This is a genomic window from Cohnella boryungensis (genome assembly GCF_042651945.1).
Classification (GTDB): domain Bacteria; phylum Bacillota; class Bacilli; order Paenibacillales; family Paenibacillaceae; genus Cohnella; species Cohnella boryungensis.
In genome coordinates, this window is the sequence record NZ_JBHSED010000005.1 from 127,934 (window position 1) to 151,013 (window position 23,080).

11 protein-coding genes are annotated in these 23,080 nt (G+C 51.8%); all 11 read left to right on the plus strand.

Features of this window, described 5'->3' with window-relative positions; translation table 11 throughout:
• The first annotated feature begins 47 nt into the window (after positions 1–47).
• The 11 genes from ACFO1S_RS05180 to trpA all read left to right on the plus strand — a co-directional run bounded on the left by ACFO1S_RS05180 (position 48) and on the right by trpA (position 23,005).
• Positions 48–6,161, plus strand: coding sequence for a glycine rich domain-containing protein (locus ACFO1S_RS05180; RefSeq protein WP_204603295.1), 6,114 nt, complete (start codon positions 48–50; stop codon positions 6,159–6,161).
• A gap of 122 nt (positions 6,162–6,283) precedes the next feature.
• Positions 6,284–7,312 (plus strand): S-layer homology domain-containing protein, encoded by a 1,029-nt coding sequence (locus ACFO1S_RS05185; protein WP_204603294.1) that lies wholly within the window; start codon positions 6,284–6,286, stop codon positions 7,310–7,312.
• A gap of 609 nt (positions 7,313–7,921) precedes the next feature.
• A complete protein-coding gene (locus ACFO1S_RS05190; protein ID WP_204603293.1) occupies positions 7,922–8,992 on the plus strand; it encodes an S-layer homology domain-containing protein in 1,071 nt (356 codons plus the stop codon).
• Positions 8,993–9,018: 26 nt separating this feature from the next.
• On the plus strand, positions 9,019–15,390 hold the full coding sequence (locus ACFO1S_RS05195) for a glycine-rich protein (RefSeq protein WP_204603292.1): 6,372 nt from the start codon (positions 9,019–9,021) through the stop codon (positions 15,388–15,390).
• Positions 15,391–15,402: 12 nt separating this feature from the next.
• The gene (locus ACFO1S_RS05200) at positions 15,403–16,491 is read left to right on the plus strand and encodes an S-layer homology domain-containing protein (protein ID WP_204603291.1); all 1,089 of its coding nucleotides are present in this window, start codon (positions 15,403–15,405) and stop codon (positions 16,489–16,491) included.
• Between the two features lie 341 nt (positions 16,492–16,832).
• Positions 16,833–18,413 carry an anthranilate synthase component I gene (gene trpE, locus ACFO1S_RS05205; protein ID WP_204603290.1) on the plus strand — a complete coding sequence of 527 codons (1,581 nt, stop codon included), beginning with the start codon at positions 16,833–16,835 and terminating at the stop codon, positions 18,411–18,413.
• A gap of 19 nt (positions 18,414–18,432) precedes the next feature.
• Positions 18,433–19,479, plus strand: a complete 1,047-nt coding sequence (gene trpD, locus ACFO1S_RS05210; protein WP_378126366.1) for an anthranilate phosphoribosyltransferase — start codon at positions 18,433–18,435, stop codon at positions 19,477–19,479.
• Positions 19,469–20,275, plus strand: a complete 807-nt coding sequence (gene trpC, locus ACFO1S_RS05215; RefSeq protein WP_204603289.1) for an indole-3-glycerol phosphate synthase TrpC — start codon at positions 19,469–19,471, stop codon at positions 20,273–20,275. The genes trpD and trpC overlap by 11 nt, the downstream gene beginning before the upstream one ends.
• Positions 20,272–20,952, plus strand: coding sequence for a phosphoribosylanthranilate isomerase (locus tag ACFO1S_RS05220; protein ID WP_204603288.1), 681 nt, complete (start codon positions 20,272–20,274; stop codon positions 20,950–20,952). Before trpC ends, ACFO1S_RS05220 begins: the two co-directional genes overlap by 4 nt.
• Entirely contained in the window at positions 20,952–22,163 is a 1,212-nt protein-coding gene (gene trpB, locus ACFO1S_RS05225) for a tryptophan synthase subunit beta (protein WP_204603287.1), read from the plus strand. The genes ACFO1S_RS05220 and trpB overlap by 1 nt, the downstream gene beginning before the upstream one ends.
• Complete coding sequence (trpA, locus tag ACFO1S_RS05230; protein WP_204603286.1) at positions 22,160–23,005, plus strand: tryptophan synthase subunit alpha; 846 nt, start codon at positions 22,160–22,162, stop codon at positions 23,003–23,005. The genes trpB and trpA overlap by 4 nt, the downstream gene beginning before the upstream one ends.
• Positions 23,006–23,080 lie beyond the last annotated feature (75 nt).

The following is a 23,080-nucleotide window of genomic DNA, read 5'->3' on the forward strand; positions in this document are numbered from 1 at the left end:
AGGGATTTGTTGTGAGTCGGAGCTTTAAGTATCAAGGAGGCATGTATTTGAAAAGACTTAGAATGATTTTATTGGTACTGTTCGTACTCGTTAGTGGGTTCCCTCTGTACCCTAGCCAGCACGCAGATGCCGCGGGTAGTAGTACTCCTGTTTCAACCGATAACAAACGCTATAAAACCGGTGCGCGATTCCTAGATGGTCAGTTGATCTACGTTACTCCTAACAAGAAGGCTTCTTCAAACACGCGTTATGGGACGAAAGCTTTCGTTATAAGAACAGATACGACCTGTACTAGCAGAAATTCTGATACGGCGGAGTGTACCCCAACGAAAGATTCAAATTATCTCCGTATCGATCTTTACAAGAACACCACTCCTGCTCAATATGATACGAGTATGTGGAAAGTAGAAGATATTGGAGAATGTGAATACTTAAGCCAGTACAGTGAGTTCGAAGAAGATAGAGAGAAGAGTCCATTGCAGCGTGATGCGAATGCTAAGCGATTGCAGAAAGAAGGAAAGTGTCAACAAGCCGAGTATGGAGCTTCCGCTGCCGATGCTGTTCTTGTTGCAAAGTTCGAGGCTGATCGACAGAAGTTCGAAGATAAGCTGACGGAGAACAAGTTGTTTGAGAAGTTATCTGATGGAATGACTGTTTATATGAGCACCATCTTTTTGGTCAAAGAAGGAAGTAGCACTCTTTTAACCCCTGAGTACGAAACGCTGAATAAGATCCGAAATGCAAGAGGTTGGGCAAATAAGTCTTATTTCAGGAATTATTATGACGTACCTGTTGAATTTAAAGGTTCATATCCAATCATAATGCAATACTTCAACGAAAGCGGAACTTCAATCAAAGACGCTACGGAAATTTTAAGTACTTACGGTCCTAAGGAAGTGGACGATTATTCGGAGGGAATGTGGCCGGCTTGGAAGTATGAGAAGGCAAAAACCAAAGATGGTAAAGGTATTGTTGTACCGGATTCCGTAACAGGCAAGGATGGAAAAAATTACTTTCTTGTTTGTTCGTATGTGACTAGGATTTCCGATCCTAAAAAGATGGATTGTTCAAAGGAAACTGATGCGAATGAATTCGTAAGATTCGCATCTACGCAGACTGAGAGAAATCCCCCAGTACCAATTGGAGGAGAATATGTAAGAGGAGTTTATACAACGAGCCCTGACTGTAAGTGCTTTACTAGCGCAACTATTCCTAATAAGGAAAAGGTCGAAGGAGAAGTACCTGCAGACAATACGACGATCGGTCAGAAAGTAACCATGCAAGTTGACCTGCAGCAAACCGATCAGAAGAGTCTCGATGATTGGGAAAAGTGGGTAGTCGGTAAGAAGGATTTCAAGATAAACATCAGGGTCTTTCGAACAGACCAAACAGACGTTTTGACGGGGTTGGCTAATACTGGAGACAAGCCTAAGTGGTCAACCAATAGTAAGATACCTCCGGATACTGATCCTGGTGGTGCGAAGGTTGATCTGGCTAAAGGAGGCTCAGTAAGCAAAGAAGAGTTGCTAGCGTATCTTAAAGGTGGAGCGATTAGCAAAGTTCTATACTACGATGATCTGACTAACTATCCAATACCTCCGGGCGGTAAAGTTAGCTTCAGGTACAATGCAGATGTATTTATATCTGCAACAGATGCATCGGGCGCAGTTGTGACGAAGCCATGTAATCGTCCAACATCGTCTACGACTATGACGTGGTTCCGACCGGATAAGGAACCTCCGGAAGTAGCAAATTTCTTTAGCGTACCCAAGTACTTTTCAGAAATCAAAGAAGGTTCTCCCCAACTTTCTGGAACAAGCTCTAACGAAACATTTGATGCTATGTCCGGTACACCTACAACAAGAAATTTGTATTTTGCATCTGGCGGATCTGAGTTTATCGTTGATGTTCAAGTCGAGTATGTTCCAAAGGTAACACAGGCTCGTACTTATAAATCGGAGTTCAATGCTGTAGTAAATGGATGGGCGATGAATCCTATCATTGGTGGATTCACTAAGGATGTACAACCGCCTAAGCCGACTGCTAGACAGAAGGTTGACGCTTGTAGTGCCCCATACACAGAGATAGTGCAGCCTAAATCCCAACAATACATCAAAGGCTATACGACAGGCGAGAATCCTCAACCTATTTACGGAACGGAGTACGGATGGGACCAATTAGGTTATGACTCTCACGTAGTAGGTCATTATGTAGACACTTGGACTCAGACTGTCACATTTGATTATATGAAGATCAATAAAGCAGTCGTCTGGAAGATTGAGAAATCCAAAGTGGATGGAATGGCTACTCTCGTTCAGACTGAAGAGGTAACTGCTTCTATTACCCAAGGAGACCCAACTTACTTTTATAACAGGGCTGCTACGAATACGAGTAAGGATGGGCGCCTGCGTTATTCCGTAGAGACCGATCAACACGATAGCGTTTATTGGAATGAAGGTAATTCCGATAACTGCTTGACTAACTCGAAGGATAGCGGTTCAGTAAACGAGCAGAAGAAGTTTGACGAACGCCGTGCAATTACGGGTAACGTTACAGCTATCTCCGATTTCTTGATCTTGCAGACTTCTTCTGGAGATCAGTCAGTTATGTACTTCGATAAGAAGTCCAATACGGCGAAAGTCACTGAGCAGTTGGATGTTCCAGTTACTAGCTTTGACACAATGTGGACGAACAATCCACTGACGGCAGCTAAGTGGGATAAGAAAAATACGATCAAAATCGGCTCGTATAACGGTAACTTCTCAACTCCTTCTGTGAAGTATTCTGGAGGTTCGACGGGTACAGTGTCTACTGTATTTGACAGTATGCCAGCAGGTAGGGTTAGAACGAGCAGACCTGCTCCGTTTATGCGACTTATGGCTGCAAATCTAGACATACCGGATACTCTTCCTAATGGAGAATATAGAACAGGAACGTCAACTGTGTTCTTTAAGAACGTCATAAATGACAATCCGAACAACAAGCCGACAGCTTATCCGGTGCAGAACGACACTAAGTATGGCGGAACAGGTTTAACCTTCACGTCGGCTTACTCACCCGTACATTCTAAGGTAAACGATGTAGTCATTCATGATCCTGTATCCGTACAGCATGCGATGGTTGTGTCGTTACCAAACCGTCTGGACCAGCGCACGACCCCGGGCGGAGGAAACAGACAAGAAGGTGTAGCGGAGTACGAGAAGGTTCTAGATCCGAACTATCGGCAGAACATTATACCGAATCCTGGTGCGGAAATCGTCAACGTGGATAAGACTGTGGCAGGATGGAATACGTGGGTCGCTACTGGAGATGCTTCCAACATAGCCTTTACCAGCAGAACAAGCGATTCTTGGGTCATCTCTGGAGCCAACACCTTCGAAGTTAACTCTGTGGGGAGTTCCAACACAACAGGGGGTTATTGGAAGGATATTCCGATTAAGCCTAACATTCAGTACAAGTTCGAGGGAGACCTAAGTTGCCATAGGTGCGAAGGCTATTTCTCCTTAGACTTCTACGATTCCAGTCAAACGTTTATCAGCGGCGGTATCGGCTCTAGCGACAAAGCAACGAATACTGGAACTGTAGCGCACAAGACATTTACATTCACATCGCCGTCCAACGCTGCCTATGTTCGTATACACATGATCAAGGGGGCTAACAAAGACGCTGCCTCAAGTCCACGGGATCATCTATTTGTAGATAACCTGATCTTGAAGAACATGAGTCAGCAGGAGTTTGTAGCTGTAGATTCAGTAGAGGTGACACAAGAAGTACCTAACCCAGATTATGTACCACCTTCGAATAATCCTCCCGTAGCGAAGACTTTTAACTATACGGGCAATGTCCAAACATTTACCGCGCCCTCTACTGGTAGATATACATTTGAAGTGTGGGGAGCTTCCGGCGGTATTTCGCAACACTCAACAACTAGAAGCAAAGGCGGTTATGCTAAGGGGGAAATAGACCTTACGGAAGGAACTGTCATTAATATCTATGTCGGTGGTCAGGGAACAGACTACGGAGCTGCCGGAGGATGGAACGGCGGAGGGAGCGGGTACAATAGTAGTTCAGATAGCGCTGGCGGAGGCGGTGCTTCAGACATTCGTATTGACGGCACATTTCTAACCAACCGTGTAATTGTTGCCGGAGGTGGTGGCGGCAATGGCTGCACTGAGGACGTTGGAGGGAACGGCGGTGGATTGACGGGCAGCGCTGGAACCGGGTCTAACTATCTGTCGCCTGGCGGCGGGGGAACTCAGACAGCTGGAGGTTACTCTGGCGGAGGTTACTCTACTGCTGGTTCCTTAGGGCAAGGCGGTAACGTCACAGGCGGATATGGTGCAGGTGGCGGAGGCGGCGGTTACTTCGGCGGAGGCGGAGGTGGCAGTGAAGGCGGTGGCGGTAACTCAGGTGGAGGCGGCTCTAGTTACACTGGAGGAGTGCTTAATGGAAGTACTACTTCAGGAGCTAACACTGGTCATGGAAAGATAGTTATTTCCTCGCCAGGCAGCGTTAATCCTGCTGTAGGACAACCTACCAGAATGATCACAACCACAGCAGGCGGATCTGATACGTCTCCTCCTTCGGATGCATACATCTTGGTACCAGTTACCGTGAATCCTAACGCTCCTGCTGAGGGATATACTCCGGGCAACTTTGTTCTTCTTGATTACGGTTTTCAACTCTATTATCCGAATACTGGAGACTTCTTCGGTAACGGTCAATGGGGATGGGCACAGACAACCGAAATCAGAGGTAAAGGCTTTATCGATAATATGGACACTACGGAGTGGACAAAAGCTAAGTACGTAAAATTTGACTTCAACGTGATATACAACAACACGATGTACAAATCGAACGAATGGATTCAGCTACCAGTAACGAGTCCTGGGATGCTGTACGATTTCTATGTACCGTTGGCTAACCGAGAAAAGATTAGCGCAATGGTGGAGTGGAAGAGTATAGCTATCAATGGAGCGATCGAGGACGGGGATACGCCTACTAACAAAGTAAGGTACAACGTTCCTAGACCGGATGCTGCGAAGCATAGTACCGTGAAGAGGTACCAAGTCGATGTAGTAGGTAGAATAGGTAACATGATAATAGAGGATACTGGAGACTTCAGATTCTCTAACCTATTCAAACAACCGCTTTCTCCTGTTCAGTGGCTAATACCTAACGTAGTTAAACGGGTAGATCCAAATATTCAGAATAAGATCGTAGGAGATACAGTGGACATTCGGGATAGGACGGTTACGGCTGGCACTAATTATCTAAACACTTGGGGATTGTTAGCGCATATTCAACAAAATCCGATACCCTTTCCTCTGTCATCAGAGAAGAACAATATCGATGCTCTGAAGAATCAACCGCTGCGAATCGGATACGACGTGCTATCCGACATTCAAACCATGGGTAATTATTACAGCAACCTGCAAATTATTCCGTACTTCTATCATTTGAATCTGCAGTCCGGGGCGATCACACAGGTAGATATCTATATGGACGTTAATGGGGAGTATAAGGTCATCAATAAGTTTGGGGCCGCTGTTCCTGGGTGGAACCCTGCTTCCGTGTACGCGAATCCAGTAAGGTTGGACTGGGAGAATCAAGCTGGAAGACGGAATGTTAAGGATGACGAAGCCGAATTGACCTCCACGATCGCGGCGCTATTCGCGCAATCCGGGGGAGACACGGCTTCCGGTAAAGGTGCAGAGCCCTATGGCAGCTACCTGTACGGTTCTTCCCAATTCATGGCCCTGACAGGGAGAAACAGAACCTACATCGGTCAAGACCAGACATATGGAATTAATAGGAATCCCGGAACCAAGCTGTCTATGCTCGAATATGCGATGCAAGCCCAAAGATGGCATTACTCTTACGTGTTACCTTCTTCAGCAGTAGCGGTTAAGCATGATCAACCTGCAACCCAAGCTAACATCAATGCTCTTAGAACGAACACGGGAGTCATTGTCATGGCGGCTGATATCAAGGCTATAGGCGACACTTACACTCTGCAGTACAAGGCTCCTAACGGTAATGGAACTCTGAACCTTGCCGGAACGTCGTGGTCTCTTACCGGCATACCTTATCCGGTTATTGCAGTGTACTCTGCACACAAATCGTCTGCGGATGATTTAACCATTACCGGAACGCACTAAGAAGAAAGAGGGGGAGTTGTATAGCCCCCTCTGATTTTTTTTACTAAGTTTACTTACTGCTGTGCGAGAAGTCTGAGTCTCGCGCTGTGCCAGTAAATTAAATGAGGGGAAGAATACTGCGTATGAGACAAAGAAAAGTACTCTCTATTTTTGTCGTACTGGTGCTTGTTCTATCGGTGGTTGGTGCACAAGCATACGCTGCCCAGAGAGGTCAGTATCCGACGAAAGATAGTCCAACTGCCGGAAGCGGAACACCGGATACTCCTCTTCCGGGAGAGATAGCTCCGGTTCAAGAAATGAGTCAGGTCATTTCTTCATGGGCAGAGATTGATGTAAAGTGGATGATTGAAAATGACTTCGTTCCAGAAAACCTGCAGGGAGACTATAAGGATTTTATTACTCGAGAAGAGTATGCTTCTCTGATTTATAGAGTACTCAGTTACTTTGCAGCAAAACATAAAGGTGAAGGTTACGTGTTGAATATTCCTCGTTATACAAAGTTTAAGGATGTTGACACGCCCATGGTCAATACGGTATATGCTGTTGGAATTGTAAATGGCATATCTGCTGAAGAATTCAAGCCCAGGAATAATATCACCCGTGAAGAAGGTGCGGCGATGATGGCTAACTTGCTAAACACATTTTCTGTGCGTGGGCTATCTACCAAGGATATTGGATTTAAAGACAAGGCAACGATAAGTAAATGGGCAATAGATGCAGTGAATATTTGCAGTAATGCCAAGATTTTTGCAGGTACGGGGAATGGCTTTAGTCCTCGAGGCAAGTACACTAGAGAGCAAGCAATCCTTACAGTACGCCGATTGTTAGATGTCAATATCGGTCATACAGACACCGTGAAGATTAGGAATAAACTTAAGATTCCAGTTAAGAGCATCGGTGGTGGAATTACTGTCGGTGACAAAGGTTTGAAATTTATTGAGCCTGGGAACTCAGACGATCAGACCTTCTTAAGCTTTGTAGAAGGCTTGTCAGGTAGTTTATCTGCTGGAACCATCAAGAGAATTAAGAATGCATCTAAACAAGAAACACTGAAAGACGGCAACTATACGGTTACCTTCAGACCGTATATGGGACATAACCATAGTGTTCCGGATCATAAGGAAGTATATAGTCTAGAGATTAGCTGGTAATAGCCTGACATCCCCAATATGGATATCAATGCATCATTCACGAAGAGATTTCGTCAGCGGGCTCGGCTGAGTCAGGCGGCTTCGCCTCGACCCAGGACCCTGGCACAGCGAACCGGTGGAGCGGATCAAAGCCATCGTAAGCAATGCGTTATCGGATGTGAAAACATGGTTTGTGGAGCATTGGGAACGGTTCAGCGATTGGTTTAATTCGTTCGCGAGCAGCGTTAAAAGCTTCTTTTCCGGCTTCTTCGGGCCGGACGCTTCCGGAAGTCATGACTGTCGATGCAGGGATGCTCAGAAGGCTGGTGGAGAAAAGCCTGGAGTGACTTTTTCTTAAAGTCATTTCAGGCTTTTTTCAGGACATGAAATGCAAGAATGTGCGCAAATTCAGCTAATTCTGGCATTCTGAGGCAAATTATGAGCATTCCAGACAAAATCTATTTGTGGCATATATTACTAAGTGTATAATTAAAGAGGAATCGTCCTTTCGTTTCCATTTCAATTTATATATAGACATTTAACTAGTTTCAGGATGATTGTATTGAAAGCTTCATGTGCGATGCAGAAGGTGAGGAAGGATGACTCAAATAATTTATTGCGAGGTGCAGAATGATGAAAAAACTAATCGTTCTAGTAATGGTAATAGGATTGCTATTGCCGGTCGTTCCAGTATCGGCCGCCACAACGAACGAACCATCGAAATGGGCAAAAGCGCAAGTGGCCGAGGCGATCAAGCTGGGGTTGGTTCCCGAGCGTCTGCAGTCGAATTACCAGCAGCCGATTACGCGCGGCGAGTTTGCCGAACTGCTTGTACAGACGATGTTTGCTAACTATAAGAAAAACGCGACTTCTTATTTGCCATGGACCGTAGAAGATTTTTTAGAGAAGGTCACCGTAGACGCGGAATTTGTCGACGCTCCTGAGAACTACATCAAAATCGCCTATGCGTTAGGGGCTATTAATGGCAAAACGGACACTCATTTCAAGCCAAATGATCGGATTTCGAGACAGGAAGCGGCCGTAATTATTGCTAATACGGTACATACGCAAGTCGGCTTTGTGTACGTAGAGCCCAAATTTCTTAAGTTGTCCGATTATGACAAGATCGCAGACTGGGCTAAACCGGCAATTTATGTTGTAACCTCCAATGAATTTATGTCCGGAGTAGGGGGGAAATTCGATTACGCCGGCTCATATACGCGCGAGCAGTCAATTGCGACAATGCTGCGCATCTATGAATTGAGAAGAATAAAGTTTCCTGCGTTAAGAGGAAATATCACGGTGAGTTCGTATTGGGATGAATATACTTACACGGTCGGCAAGGACTACGTTAGGGTGCATTTCGATCCAGTGCTCACCGGGGGGAATTTGTTTAATCCTCACTTGTGGGATATGTGGAATTCAGACTCGCAGACAAAGGAGCTTGATTATTATGATAGAGTACAAGCCGCGACGCTATTTACGTTCAAAGGGATGTATACGAATATCGATATTGTAGCCGAACCCACAATGCGGAACGAACCGGTACATATCGACTATGGCTACTTGACGATGAAGACTTTTGGTCCGGACTATCTGTTGGAGTTCAGGTTCAAAGATATTCCGGGGTACTCCAACTATATCGGCGGCTATACTTATGGCTTTCCAGAGGTCAGGGTAACGTGGAAGGTCATTAAGTAGACCTCAGACGGAGGTGCAATATGAGAGTGAGAAGAAGTTTAGCCTATGCGTTGTGTGTCGTCTTCATGCTTATGGCTGTGGCCCCGCCGTTTGCCACCGAAGTGAAGGGAGCGGTACTCGGTACGGGAAGTCCGATTCCGACCGGAGGGGTTACGGGTGAAAACGGCGGGGTTAATCTAACTCCCGCTTTCAGGGTGGGGCTGGCCAAGGAAACGCTGAATACCAACAATAAGCTTGATGAAGAGATGACTAGTAATGAGATAGAAGACAAGCTAAGGGCTCATTTCAATAATCATTTTCCGAAGATGGAGCATTCGATTATCTTTTCGCCAACTCCTAACTACAGCACGAATTCACAAATATCTTGGTATTCCGCCAGCGACGGAAATTTGATTCCTGTTGAATACGAAGCGGCTTATTACTCAAGAAAGCTGAGGCACCTGGGTACGGACAAAAGAGGGACCCCTTTATTTTTTGACAGGCTGAATCAATATGCACCTTACAGCAAAACAGAAAACAAAATAGAGAAGGCTTTAGGTAAGGGGAAATGGAAAAATGTAGTGGATTGGAGTTCAGGGTGCAACTCGAATTGCGCCAATAAAGCCGCTTCGGTATGGAATTGGATTCTTGGTGATTCGAATCGAATTGACGAGCAGATCAAAGACTACACATTTGATAGTCTGAATGATAAAGAACCTAATCTCAAACACGAAGCTCGCCTCCACTATCTTGATCTTCTAATTACACTATGGATACTAATGCCAGGCAATGATGAAAAGGACTATGTTGCCGGGGAAATCGACCGTTTTATCGCGATGAGAGAGCTGGATACGAAACCGGTTCTGATTGCAATCGATACGGTTTCCAGATTTTATGCACCGAAACACAGCACCAAATATTTGTATATCCCGAGTATCGATTTTGTTTTATGGGCTCACGGAGCAACGCCAAGCGCAGATCTGCGCTTGGCGAGTTTCGCAGCAGGCAGCTCGGCAGGCAAAACGAAAGAGATGATCGCGGCTTCGGCAACCAAGGCGATTGCAGAGCAGCCGAATCGTAAACGAACCACGAGCTTGTCCCCGAAGGGAGATGCTTTCAAATACGGGTACAACGGCGTTGTCGGTTGGACGTTCAATACCTACAATAATAAGCCTTCATGGGGGTCACGCGGCTCCGTCGACAAGGGCATTATGGAAGTGCTGCAGTTCAGCGGCGGAACCTACTACGGTTTTATGATAGCAGGGGGAACATTCAACAAACCGGACGGGGAAATAAAATGTACTTGCGCCCAGCAGCTCTCGCTGCCGAACAAAGCAGACGTTGAAGGGAAGCTTGAAGGCAAGGTTGTCGGCAAATACGTCGATGTGCAGATCAGCATGAAGGAGACCGATTCGGTCAAATTGGCGGATTGGAAAAACCTGCTGAAAGGCGCCGCGAATCTCAGAATGAAGGTGGAGCTGACCAGAAGCGAAGCGCCGGGTGAGCCGATATGGATTACGCAGAAGGGGCCAAAACCTGCTGTCGGGAATATCTCCGCAGATTACCAGACGATTACGCAGGATCAGATCCTCAGATACTTATCAGGCAAAGACGATCTGCTCTATAACGATGACTTGACAAGCTATGAGATTCCCGAAGATACAACCGTAGAGTTTAAGTACAAAACCTCTGTATCCATTCGCGGGATCAGTCCGAGCGGCGAGGAATTTACGATCGTATGTACGGAGGGAAAACCATTATCTTTACGTATCACAGGTCCAAGCATACCGGTGAAAATCAAGCAAATCGGCACGTATTCCTCCTCTCCCGAGTTCTGGTCAGAGCTTAAACAAGGAAGGCCGGGAGCCGAAGAGTTCGAAGCGATGGCCGGAACGCCGACGACAAGACATCTTTATTTCGCCACGGGCGGCTCTGAATTTATCGTGGATGTCGTTGTAGAGTACGTTCCCGAAGCAACCTCTACGAGAACGTACCGATCCTACTACTCCGGCGGCGTGCCAAGCGAATTCAAGATCGGCGATCAGGCAAAGGATTATACCGTTCCTTCTCCGAGCGGCGCTTCATCCTCCAGTCTGACCGTAAATGGGCATCAGGGCGGCACGGTGACGGCCACCTGGACCGGAGTGACGCCATATACCGGCTCCGTTACTTGGTCGGATCATTCGGTCAACGTCAACAATAAATGGGATGACGGACCATACAAGGCGGCGAAGGCACAGGCGGAAGCGTGGGCCTCGGCGGTTAACGGCTTCACGATCAAGCACACGGCGGCAAGCGACGGAATCACGCGACCCTTCAACAGCTGGGGGGCAAGCATCACGTCGGACAGCAATACGCATCCTGCCGGATGGGCGAACCCTGGACAGCCGCAAGTTATGGGCTCTTGCGGCGATCCGCCATCTCCTTGCGTAACCCAGCCCTACGTAGCCTCCTCCGGTCAGAACGGCCAGAACGGAGCTTTCAGCATTACGGTTACGGGCAAATTGCCGGCCAGAATCATTGACGGTCCTTCTTCCATCTACGATCTGCCCTCCGTACAAGACACATGGAAGCAAACGGTTACTTATGATTATACGAAGATTACGAAGGCCAAAGTCTGGAAGATTGATCGCTCCAAAATAAACGGGATGGCCATCCTGACCGATGATGAGGAGAACGATGAGCTGACGGCGACCATCAAGCAAGGAGATCCGACGATCTTCATGAATATCGCCGACGAAACGAGACTGGAGAACGAGGCGAGCAGGCAGAATAGGCTTCGGTATTCCCTGGAGCCCGATCAGCATGATACGGTGACCTGGTACGAAGGTCCGCGCACGAACAAGGACAACGGTCTCGGCAATAACGGCTGGATCAGCGGCCCGGGACAATCGGCGAGCTGGGCGACAGGAACGACCTACACGAATAGCTCTTACAGCGATACGGAGAATGCCCATACAGCCAATTCGACCGCCAAAGACAAGCTGACGACAGAGTACGTGAAGTTCAATGAAAGAAGAAAGACCTTAATGGAGGTAACCGCCGTTTCCGATTTTCTCATCTTGCAGACATCTAGCGGCGATCAGGCGGTCATGTATTTCGATAAAACCTCTCCGAAGATTCAGGCTCAGCAGAAGGCGGAGATTCCGAAAACCTCCTTCGAGGAGCAGTGGACGAACAATCCGCTGTCTGCGGCGAAGTGGGATAAGCATCATATTAATATCGGCTCTTATAACGGAAACTATGCTGCGCCTGCTGCGAAGTACAGCTCATATGGATCGGGCAAGGCGGGCACGATCTTCGATCCGGGCAAGCTTCCGGCCGGCAAGAATAGAACGGCTCGTCCGACCGCGCCTCTGAGGCTGGTTCTGGACAATATCGACGTCGTCGACACGAAGCCGAACGGACAGTATGTGACTGGGACTTCGGATGTGTTCTACAAGCTGATCGTGAATGAGCGAGATAAGAACGAGCCGACAACGTTCGATATCGGATATGACGAGCGCTATGGCGACAATGGGGCGGTATTCGGCACAACCTACTCGAACCAACACGGGAAAGTAAACGATATCGTTATTCACAACCCGGTATCGACAGAGGATGCGATCATTATTCCGCTGGAAGCCTGGAGAGACCAGCGGACGTCTGCCTCCAAGCTGGTCGGCGGAAATCTGCAGCAGCCGACGATCGATTACGAAAAACGGCTCAAGCCGGATTATGTGTTTACGCCAACGCTTCCCGTATATGAAGAGCAGACGGTCGCCAATCCGAACTATGTACCGGCAAGAGCGGCAGTATCTTCAGACTTTGTTTTTACGGGCGCGATGCAAACCTTTAAATCTCCAAGCAGCAGATCATACACGATTGAAGCCTGGGGGGCCGAGGGAGGCGGCGTGACGACCGGGATGGAGTATGAGTGGTATAACGAGGCTCATGATGTCTACATCTGGTACCCCGGCAATGTCGGGTATCGAGATACCTACTGCGAGAACCATCCTTCCGTGCTCACAGGTCGTACGCGCGGCGGCAGTGCGACGAGCGGCGGATTGGGCGGTTATGCCAAAGGCATGGTGTCGTTACAGGCGAATGAACAGCTATATGTGCACGTCGGAGGTCAAGGGAGCGGCGGCAATAACGGAACGGCTGCCGGAGGTTGGAACGGCGGAGGCGCAGGCAGCTATTATTCAGGCGGCGGAGGCGGCGCCTCGGACGTAAGGAGAGGAGGGATCGGCCTTCCCAATCGGATCCTTGCAGCCGGAGGTGGAGGCGGCGCGCAGATCGTGCCGAACCAGCCTTATTTTGCGCAAGGCGGGGCGGGTGGCGGAAATCATGGCGGCAACGGAGCAACCCATGGCTTCTGGTCGACGGATTATACCTCGAATGGCGGCTCCCAGACAGCTGGCGGAATTGCTGCCGGAGGCATCCAGTACCAATGGTATAACGAGGCTCATCAAGTCTACTTATGGTATGACAGCGCCACGGGCTACGAGGATGTTTATTGCGGTCCTCACCATCCTTCCCGGTTTACCGGAGTGACGAGCTCTGCCAGTTCACATGGCAATTCCGGCACCTTGGGCGCGGGCGGCAGCGCCTCGACGACCTCTCAGGGAGGAGGCGGCGGAGGCTATTACGGCGGCGCATCCGGCGCATATCAGGGATACTCCGGAGCAGGCGGCTCGGGATACATTGGGGGCGTCGAGGACGGCGTTATGAATACAGGGGTTAGATCGGACAACGGTGCGGTCAGAATTTCCGGTCCTGCGCTACCGGCCATCGGATCGCCTACGATGACGGTTAAGAAGATGGTCAGTGCAGGCATGAGCGAGCCGCCGGACGAGGCCTATGAATACGTGCCCGTCGTGAATCATCCCGGCAGCTCGGTCACAACGCCCAACGGCCCGACGATTCCCGGGGAGTTCATTAACCTGGATGACGAGTTTACCGTCTTCTTTCCGAACGTCGGCGATTTCTACGGCAACGGCGCTTACGGAATTCCTTCGACGAGCGCGATTACCGGCAAAGGCTTCACGGATAATATGGCTACAACGGAGTGGACGAAGAGCAAGCAAGTCAAATTTAATTTCTACGCTACGTATAACGGTAGAACCTATGCGCCTGGCGAGTGGATCGAGCTTGACGTTCAGAAGGAGAAATTCGAGTTTTATTTGCCGCTGGCCAATCGCGAGGCGCTCAGCGCTTTGGTCGAATTCAGGGCGATTGCGATCAATGCCTCCTACCCGGATCACGACAGCGTCAGAAACAAGGTTCGCTTCGACAATCTCGCCGCGAGGCACAGCGCCATCAAGAGCTGGAACATCGATCTGGTCGGGCGAATCGGCGCGCTGGTTCTGGAGGATACGGGGGATTTCAGGTTCTCGAATTTATTTAAGCAGGAGCTTTTCCCTACAGAATGGCTCGTTCCGAATGTCGTCAAGAAAGTGAATGCCAACCGGCAGAACAATATCGTCGCAGATACCGTCGATGTCAGAGGAGAGCCTTTGTCCGCGGCGAAAAATTATTTGGACACATACGGTCTGTTGCCGCATTTGCGAAAATCTCCGATCGCCTTGCCTTTGTCTCCGGACAAAAACAATGTCGTGGCGCTTCGGAACCAGCCGATGCGGCTGGGCTATAACGTGCTTGCGGATATTCAGACGATAGGAAATTATTACGATCATCTGCAGATCATCCCGTATTATTATTGCCTGGATCTCGGCAATTCGTCCGATCATTCGGTCAGCCTTCAGATCACTCCCGTCGACATTTATATGAGCGTCAACGGGGCGTGGAAGCCGATAAATCTGTTCAACGCCGTATCGCCGGGCTGGAATTCGTCTGTCGTATATCCGTACAACTATTCGCTGGATTGGAACGCGGAGGCTGGACGCCGCAATTATACGGAAGCTGCGAATACGAATGCTGTCGTCGAAGACCAGACCTATGTCGACGACGGAACGACATACGGCATCGGCAAGCCTTACGGCAGCTATCATCCTTTTGGCACGGCTCAGTTGTTAAACGGGATTGACGAGCGTAACCGAACCTTTATCGGCACGGAATATACGAACGGGATTAATCGCAACCCTGGCGGCGCTATTCCGACGCTGATGTTCGGCTTGCAGGGGCAGCGCTGGCATTTCGCATACGGATTGCCTTCATCCGCGGTAGCGGTCAAGTCCGGAGAGCCTCCAACGGAAGCGAATATTCAGAGGTTCCGGAATAATACTTCCGTTCTGCTCCTCGCTCTGGATATCAAGTCGGCGGGAGATACGTTTGCGCTCCAGTACAGCAAAAGCAACGGAACGATACAGATCGCGGGCAAATCGCGCTCTCTTGCAAGCATTCCTTATCCGGTCGTTTCCGTCTATTCGGCGAACAAGACTTCGGGCGACGATCTGTCCGTTACCGGAACGCACTAAGGGAGGGCAGGAATGATGAAGCTTATCCGCATAATTGCGTCTCTGCTGACGCTCTCGCTTATGTGCGGGATCGCAGCAGCAAAGGCAGCCGACGGCAAACCATCCGATTGGGCGAAAACAACGGTGAACGAGGCGATCGCCATGGGTCTCGTTCCCGAGCGGCTGCAAATGAAGTACCAGGATCCGATCACCCGAGAGGAGTTTTCGGAGCTTATCGTTCGAACGATATTCGTCAAGCTTAAGGAAGAGGCTGAACGCCAAGGCTTGTCGGACTATTGGACGCCGGAGAAGGTGCTTCGCAAGGTCGATCTGGATATCGAATTTGCCGATGCGCGGCAGGAGCATGTGAAGCTTGCGTTTATTCTGGGCAGCGTCAATGGGGTTTCCGAGTCGCAATTCGCGCCGAACCGGCGGATTACAAGGCAAGAAGCGGCCACGATGCTCGTGAATACGTCCCATATCGCGAACAAAATGAGCTACCTGCCGAAGGAGCAGCTTCGGTACGCCGACTTCGACAAGATCGCAAGTTGGGCCAAGCCTGCGGTTCAAGCTTCCGCCGCAAGCGGGCTTATGGAAGGCGCAGGGGGCAAGTTTAATTACGCCGGCCATTTTACGAGAGAGCAATCGATCGCGACGATGCTGAGGCTGTATCGCTCCCCGTATGTATTTGCGCTAAGAGGCAATCTCGCGGTTAATCCCGCCTATAATGAATTGCGCTACAATATAGGGAGCGATTATATTCAAGTCGCTTATCATCCCGGGGGCTCCGCCCAAACCGCATTGGCATCGGCGATGTACCGGAGTTGGCATCTGCATCCTGCAACAGCGGAGGCCAAGGATCAATTCAGCATGGAGAAGGCGATTGCGCTATTCGCGTTCTCGGGCCAGCTAAAGCCCAACGATTATCCGGCCGTGATCGAGCCGACGATTGTTGGCCGTACTTCGAAGTGGGATTACGGCTGGATGAAGGTATCGATTTTCAATAAGGACAGCGTTCTGAGATTCGAGATTGCCCCTTCCAAGGGTTATATGATGGATATGCCCGCTTATATGTACGGCTATCCGCCCGTTCCGGTTAAAGTTAGACCCATCCCGGAATGAAAAGAATGGCGGAATCGGCATTGACGCTCATGGATCGGGAGTGCTATAGTAGGTAAAAGATCAATAGCATCGCGGAACGGTCGGCCACAGGGACGGCAACTTACGCGAATGCAGTCAAGCAGAGTTGAGATCAGATGAGCGGAGTTGTCGTTTTTTTCGTGTGCGAGTTACGCTTGTTCGTTGCGCGCGATGAGAACCGAACACACCTTAACTTATCTATGAACGCATCTCTGTGAGCAGAGATGCGTTTTTTGATTTCAATAGAATCCGTCCCCTCGCGTAAGCTGCGGGCGTCGGACGCTGCTGAAGACACAGGCGCCATTACGGAGGGAGAGATGAGGATGGATCAGCAGGAATTGCAAGGGGTTATCGCAATGGCAGGGCGTTACAACGTCATTCCTGTCGTGCGCAAGCTGCTGGCGGATACGGAAACGCCGATCCGGGTGTTCCAGCACCTGAGTCGGGACAAACGGGCGTTCCTTCTTGAGAGCGTTGAGGGCGGAGTGAAGTGGGCGCGTTATTCATTCATCGGAACCGATCCCTTCCTCGTGCTGAAGCTGAAGCACAATAGACTGACGCTTGAGCAGAAAGGCAAGATCGAGTCGCTTAAGACGACGGAGCCGCTGCAGATGCTTCGGGAAAAGCTGCGGTCCTACCGCAGTCCGGCTTTGCCGGAGCTTCCTCCATTTACAGGGGGAGCGATCGGATTTTTCGGCTACGACCTGCTGCAATATTACGAGCGCAAGCTGCCGCCGCATAAGGAAGACGATCTGAACATGGACGACATGCAATTCATGTTCTGCGACCGGGTGATCGTATTCGATCATTTCAAGCAGCAGGTGCTCGTTATCGGCAATGTTCATATCCCCGAAGGGGCAAGCGACGCGGACATTGAAGCCTCTTACAGAGAAACGCTCAACGGCATCGACGATACGATTCGGCGAATTCAGCAGCCGCTTCCGGTGCAGCCTTCGAGAAGCACGCCGCCGCAGGATCCCGAGCTTGGAGACATCGCCTCCAATCTGACGAAGGAGCAATTTCTGGACAATGTCAATCAGGCCAAGGAATACATTCGCGCAGGAGACATTTTTCAGGTCGTGCTTTCGCAAAGATTTCATATTGAGACGGAAGTCGACCCGCTTCATGTATATCGGGTGCTGCGCACGATGAACCCTTCGCCGTATATGTATGTCCTGAAGCTGGATGACGAGGTCATCGTCGGAACCTCCCCCGAGCTGCTCGTCAAGGTTGATGACGGCAAGGTGGAAACCCGTCCGATTGCCGGAACGAGACCTCGGGGCCGGACCCCGGAGGAAGACGTTCGGTTGGAAAAGGAATTGCTGGCGGATGAGAAGGAACGGGCGGAGCATGTCATGCTTGTGGACCTGGGCCGCAACGATCTGGGCAGAGTGTCGACGTTCGGCTCGGTCAAGTGCGACAGTTATATGGAGATCGAACGATACTCCCATGTCATGCACATCGTATCCAATGTAACGGGGGAGCTTAGACCGGACAAGGATTTCTACGACGCCTTTCTTTCCTGCCTGCCGGCGGGGACGGTATCCGGCGCTCCGAAGCTGCGAGCGATGGAGATCATCTCCGAGCTGGAGAATGAAGCCAGAGGCGCTTATGCCGGCGCTATCGGATATTTGGGCTTCTCGGGCAACCTGAATACCTGTATCACGATCAGAACGATTATTTTCAAGAATGGCAAAGCTTATGTGCAGGCCGGAGCGGGAATCGTATGGGATTCCGTACCGGAGAACGAATATCAAGAAACGGTCAACAAAGCGAAGGGGATGCTGAAGGCAATTCGCGCCGCAGAAGCGACCTTCCCTCCGGCGAGCGCCGCGAAGCGCAGCGCGAATGAATTCTCAGCCGTGCTTGCGGGGGACCGTCGGACGAATCTGGACTACGATTAAGAGAAAGGGGATTCGGGATATGAGCGAGACGATGTCCATCAGCTTGCCTCAGGCGCTCAACAGGCTGATCAGCGGGGAAGACTTGACCAAGGACGAAGCCTACGGCGTCATGACGTCGATTATGAGAGGCGAAGCGACGCCTTCGCAAATCGGCGGAACGGTCATCGCCCTGCGGATGAAGGGCGAGACGGTAGACGAGATTCTCGGCTTTGCCGAAGCGATGAGGGCGTTCTCGAACCGGGTCGACACCGAGCATGACGATCTGCTGGACACCTGCGGAACGGGCGGTTCCGGCGTACACAAGTTCAATATTTCGACAGCGTCGGCGATTATTGCCGCCGCCGCAGGCGTTCGGGTGGCCAAGCACGGGAATCGGGCGATGTCCGGCAAGGCCGGCAGCGCGGACGTGCTGGAGGCGTTGGGCGTGAATATTAACCTGAGCGCGGAGCAAGCCGCCGAATGCCTGGAGCAGACGAGCATCTGCTTTATGTTCGCGCAGCTGTATCATCCGGCTCTCAAGCACGCGGCTGTGCCGAGAAGAGAGCTGGGCGTCCGCACAATCTTTAATATGCTGGGGCCGCTGGCTAATCCAGCGCGCGCGGACCGCCAGCTTATTGGCCTGTACGACCGCTCTCGCACGAATACGGTTGCGGAGGTGCTGGCGAAGCTCGGTCTGAAGCGGGCGATGGTCGTCGGCAGTCACGACGGGCTGGACGAGATCAGCCTCTCCGCGCCGACTCACGTATCCGAGCTTCGGGACGGCGAGGTTGTGTCCTACGACATTACGCCGGAGGAGCTGGGGCTGGCGACGGTTTCCCTGAGAGCCGTTCAGGGAGGCAACGCAATGGAGAATGCGCACATCATTCGCCGAGTGCTGGGCGGCGAGAAGAGCGCTTATCGCGATGTCGTGCTTGCGAATGCGGGGGCGTGCATCTACGTCGCAGGCCGCGCCGAGTCCTTGAAGGAAGGCGTGCAGCAGGCGGCGGCCACGATCGATAGCGGCTTGGCCGGAGATAAATTGCAGCAATGGATTGCTACGACGGGAGAGTTGAGTCATGTTTCTTGATCGCATAGTCGCTACCAAGCGCCGGGAAGTCGAGGCGCTGCATCTATCGTTGCCCCTTGCCGAGGCGGAGAGAAAGATCGCTGAGCTTCCGGCCTGCCGCGGCTTCGAGCAAGCGCTTGTCGGACGCAACCGTCCGGTCGGTTTGATCGCGGAGGTCAAGAAGGCCAGCCCGTCCAAGGGATTGATTCGTCCTGATTTCCATCCGGTCAGCCTGGCGAGGGAATACGAGCAGGCGGGCACGGATTGCATCTCCGTGCTGACGGATACGGATTATTTCCAGGGCAGCAACGCTTACTTGACGGAAATTCGTCAGAACGTTAGGGTGCCTCTGCTGCGCAAGGATTTTACGATAGACGAACGTCAAATCTATGAAGCTCGCCTGATCGGGGCGGATGCGATCCTGCTGATCGCAGCCATCTTGACGCCCGTCCAATTATCGGGATTCCACACGCTTGCCCGCGATCTGGGGTTGGACGTGCTGGTCGAGGTGCATAACCGTCCCGAGCTGGAGACGGTGCTGGATATCGGACTGGCGACTCTTATCGGAGTCAACAACCGTGACTTGCGAACGTTCGCGACGGATCTTCGCGCAACGGAGCAGCTCATCGGCTTGATGCCGAAGGGGACCGTCGCAGTGAGCGAGAGCGCGATTGCGACTAAGGACGACGTGGCGTTCGTGCGTGAAGCGGGCGCTCAGGCCGTATTGATCGGCGAGCATTTCATGCGTCAGACGAGCGTTCAGGACGCGGTTAACGATCTGCTTGGCCCGACGGAGAAAGAAGGGGCCGCGCGATGACCGACACGATCTCGTCGGCTTTCTCGCGGGTCAAAATATGCGGGATCAAGGAAGAGTCGACCTTGCAGGGCATGGCCGGACTTGCCGTGGATTACATCGGCTTCGTCTTCGCCAAGAGCCGCAGACAGGTGAGCCCGGAACGGGCAGGGCAGCTGATCGCCGCCGCGAACGGGATTGCAATGGCTGGACGCCGTCCGCCGGCAACAGTCGGCGTGTTCGTCAATCCGACGCTGGAGCTGCTCGCCGAGACACTCCAGGCCGCTCCGCTCGATGTCGTGCAGCTCCACGGGCAAGAGACGCCCGACTTCTGCCGGCAGGTCGGCGAGCGCTTTGGCGTCGAGGTCTGGCGCGCTTTGCCGGTGCCGGAGCAGGCGGATTCCGCCGAAGGAGCCGCGCGGCTGAGCGCCTATGCCGGCGCCGTGTCCACCGTGCTGTTGGATACGGCTGGCGGAGGAACCGGACAAACCTTCCGCTGGGAGGTCATTCCCGACTATCAGCGAGCGGCGGCGGCGAGCGGCTTGCGCTTGTTCATAGCAGGGGGATTAACGCCCGATAACGCACATGTACTTATTGATACGTATCGCCCGGAGGGCGTAGACATTTCCAGCGGGGTAGAAACCGATGGAGTAAAGGACAACGGCAAAATTTCCGCATTCGTAGAAAGGGTGAAAAGCTGATGGCGCAAGTGCAGGTACCCGATCAACAGGGACGCTTCGGTCCTTTCGGGGGGAAATACGTTCCGGAGACGCTAATGAACGCCTTGATCGAGCTGGAGGAGGCGTATTTAAAATACAAGGACGATCCCGAATTTCTGGAGGAAGTTCGCTATTTGCTGAAGCAATATTCCGGACGGCCGACGCCGCTCTATTATGCGGAAAGGCTGACGCAGCATCTTGGCGGCGCGAAGATTTACTTGAAGCGCGAGGACCTGAACCATACCGGAGCTCATAAAATCAACAATACGATCGGACAAGCCGTGCTGGCGAAGCGGATGGGCAAGAAAAAAGTAATTGCCGAGACCGGCGCGGGACAGCACGGCGTAGCGACCGCGACGGTAGCCGCCCTGATGGGGCTGGAGTGCAAAGTGTTCATGGGCGAGGAAGACACGAAGCGCCAGCAGCTGAACGTGTTTCGGATGAAGCTGCTCGGCTCGGAGGTCGTTCCGGTGCTGTCGGGCACGCGCACGCTGAAGGATGCCTGCAATGAAACGCTGCGCTATTGGGTCAGTCATGTCGACGATACTTATTATATACTGGGTTCTGTCACCGGCCCGCATCCTTACCCGATGATGGTGCGCGATTTCCAGCGCATTATCGGCCTGGAGTCCAGAGAGCAGATTCTGGAGGCTGAAGGCCGTTTGCCGGATGCCGTCGTTGCGGCTGTAGGCGGAGGCAGCAATGCCATCGGAATGTTCCATCCTTTCGTCGGGGACGAGAGCGTTCGGCTGATCGGAGTCGAGGCCGCCGGACGGGGCGTCGATACGGAAGAGCATGCGGCTACGATGACCAAAGGCCGCCCCGGCGTATTCCAGGGCTCGATGAGCTATGTGCTGCAGGACGAGGGCGGTCAAGTGCTCCCGGCCCATTCGATCTCCGCCGGGCTGGATTATCCGGGCATCGGCCCCGAGCATGCGTACTTGAAGGATACCAACCGGGCGCAGTACTTTCCGATTACCGATCAGGAGGCGCTGGATGCGCTAAGCGCGCTCTCCCGCCTGGAAGGGATCATTCCGGCGCTGGAGTCTGCGCATGCGATCGCGCACACGATGAAGCTCGCTCCCGCAATGGGCAAGGATGAGATCATCGTTGTCAGCCTGTCCGGGCGCGGCGACAAAGACGTGGAATCGATCATGTCTTACTTGGCGAAAGAGGAGGGACAGCCGTCATGAGCGCGAAGATTAGCGTAAACGCGATTGATGCCGTATTCGAGCAGTTGAAGGCGAACGGAGAAACGGCGCTTATTCCGTTCATGACAATGGGCGATCCCGATCTGGATACTTCGGTCGCATTGCTTCGGGCCGCGGAAGAAGCCGGGGCGCATATGGTCGAGCTGGGCGTGCCTTATTCGGACCCGCTTGCCGACGGTCCGGTCATCCAGCGCGCATCCGAGCGCGCCTTGAAAAACCGCATCGGCCTGGTGGACTGTATGGCGGTCGCCTCCAAGGCTAGAGAGAAGGGCGTGAAGCTGCCCTTTATCCTGTTCACCTACTTTAATCCCGTATTGCAGCTCGGCCTTGAACGCTTCTTCGGGCTGCTGGAGGAGCACGGCTTCAGCGGGATGATTATTCCCGATCTGCCGCTGGAGGAGGACGGCGAAGTGCGCGCGATGGCGGAGGCTCGCGGCATTCATCTCATCCCGCTTGTGGCCCCGACTTCCGAGGCGCGAATAGAGCGAATCGCCGCGAATGCGAAGGGCTTTGTCTATTGCGTATCCTCGCTGGGCGTGACGGGCGTCCGTTCCTCGTTCCATGAAGGGATCGATTCCTTCCTGAACACGGTGCGCAGAGCTTCCTCCGTTCCGATCTGCGTCGGCTTCGGCATTGCATCCCGCGATCACGCCGAGCGCTTCGCCGGTCAATGCGACGGCGTAATCGTCGGCAGCGCCATCGTGCGCCAGATAGAGGAGGCGCTTCCGCTCCTCGTCTCCCAAGATGCCGCCGATCGGGAGCGCGGCATTGCGGCCGTTCGGGCCTTTATCGCTGACCTCAAGCCGCGCAAAGACGCAAGATAAGTTTGGTCAATCGCGATAAAACCGAAAAGCCATCTGTACAGTGCCGCGTTAGTGTGTCACAATAGAATAACTATT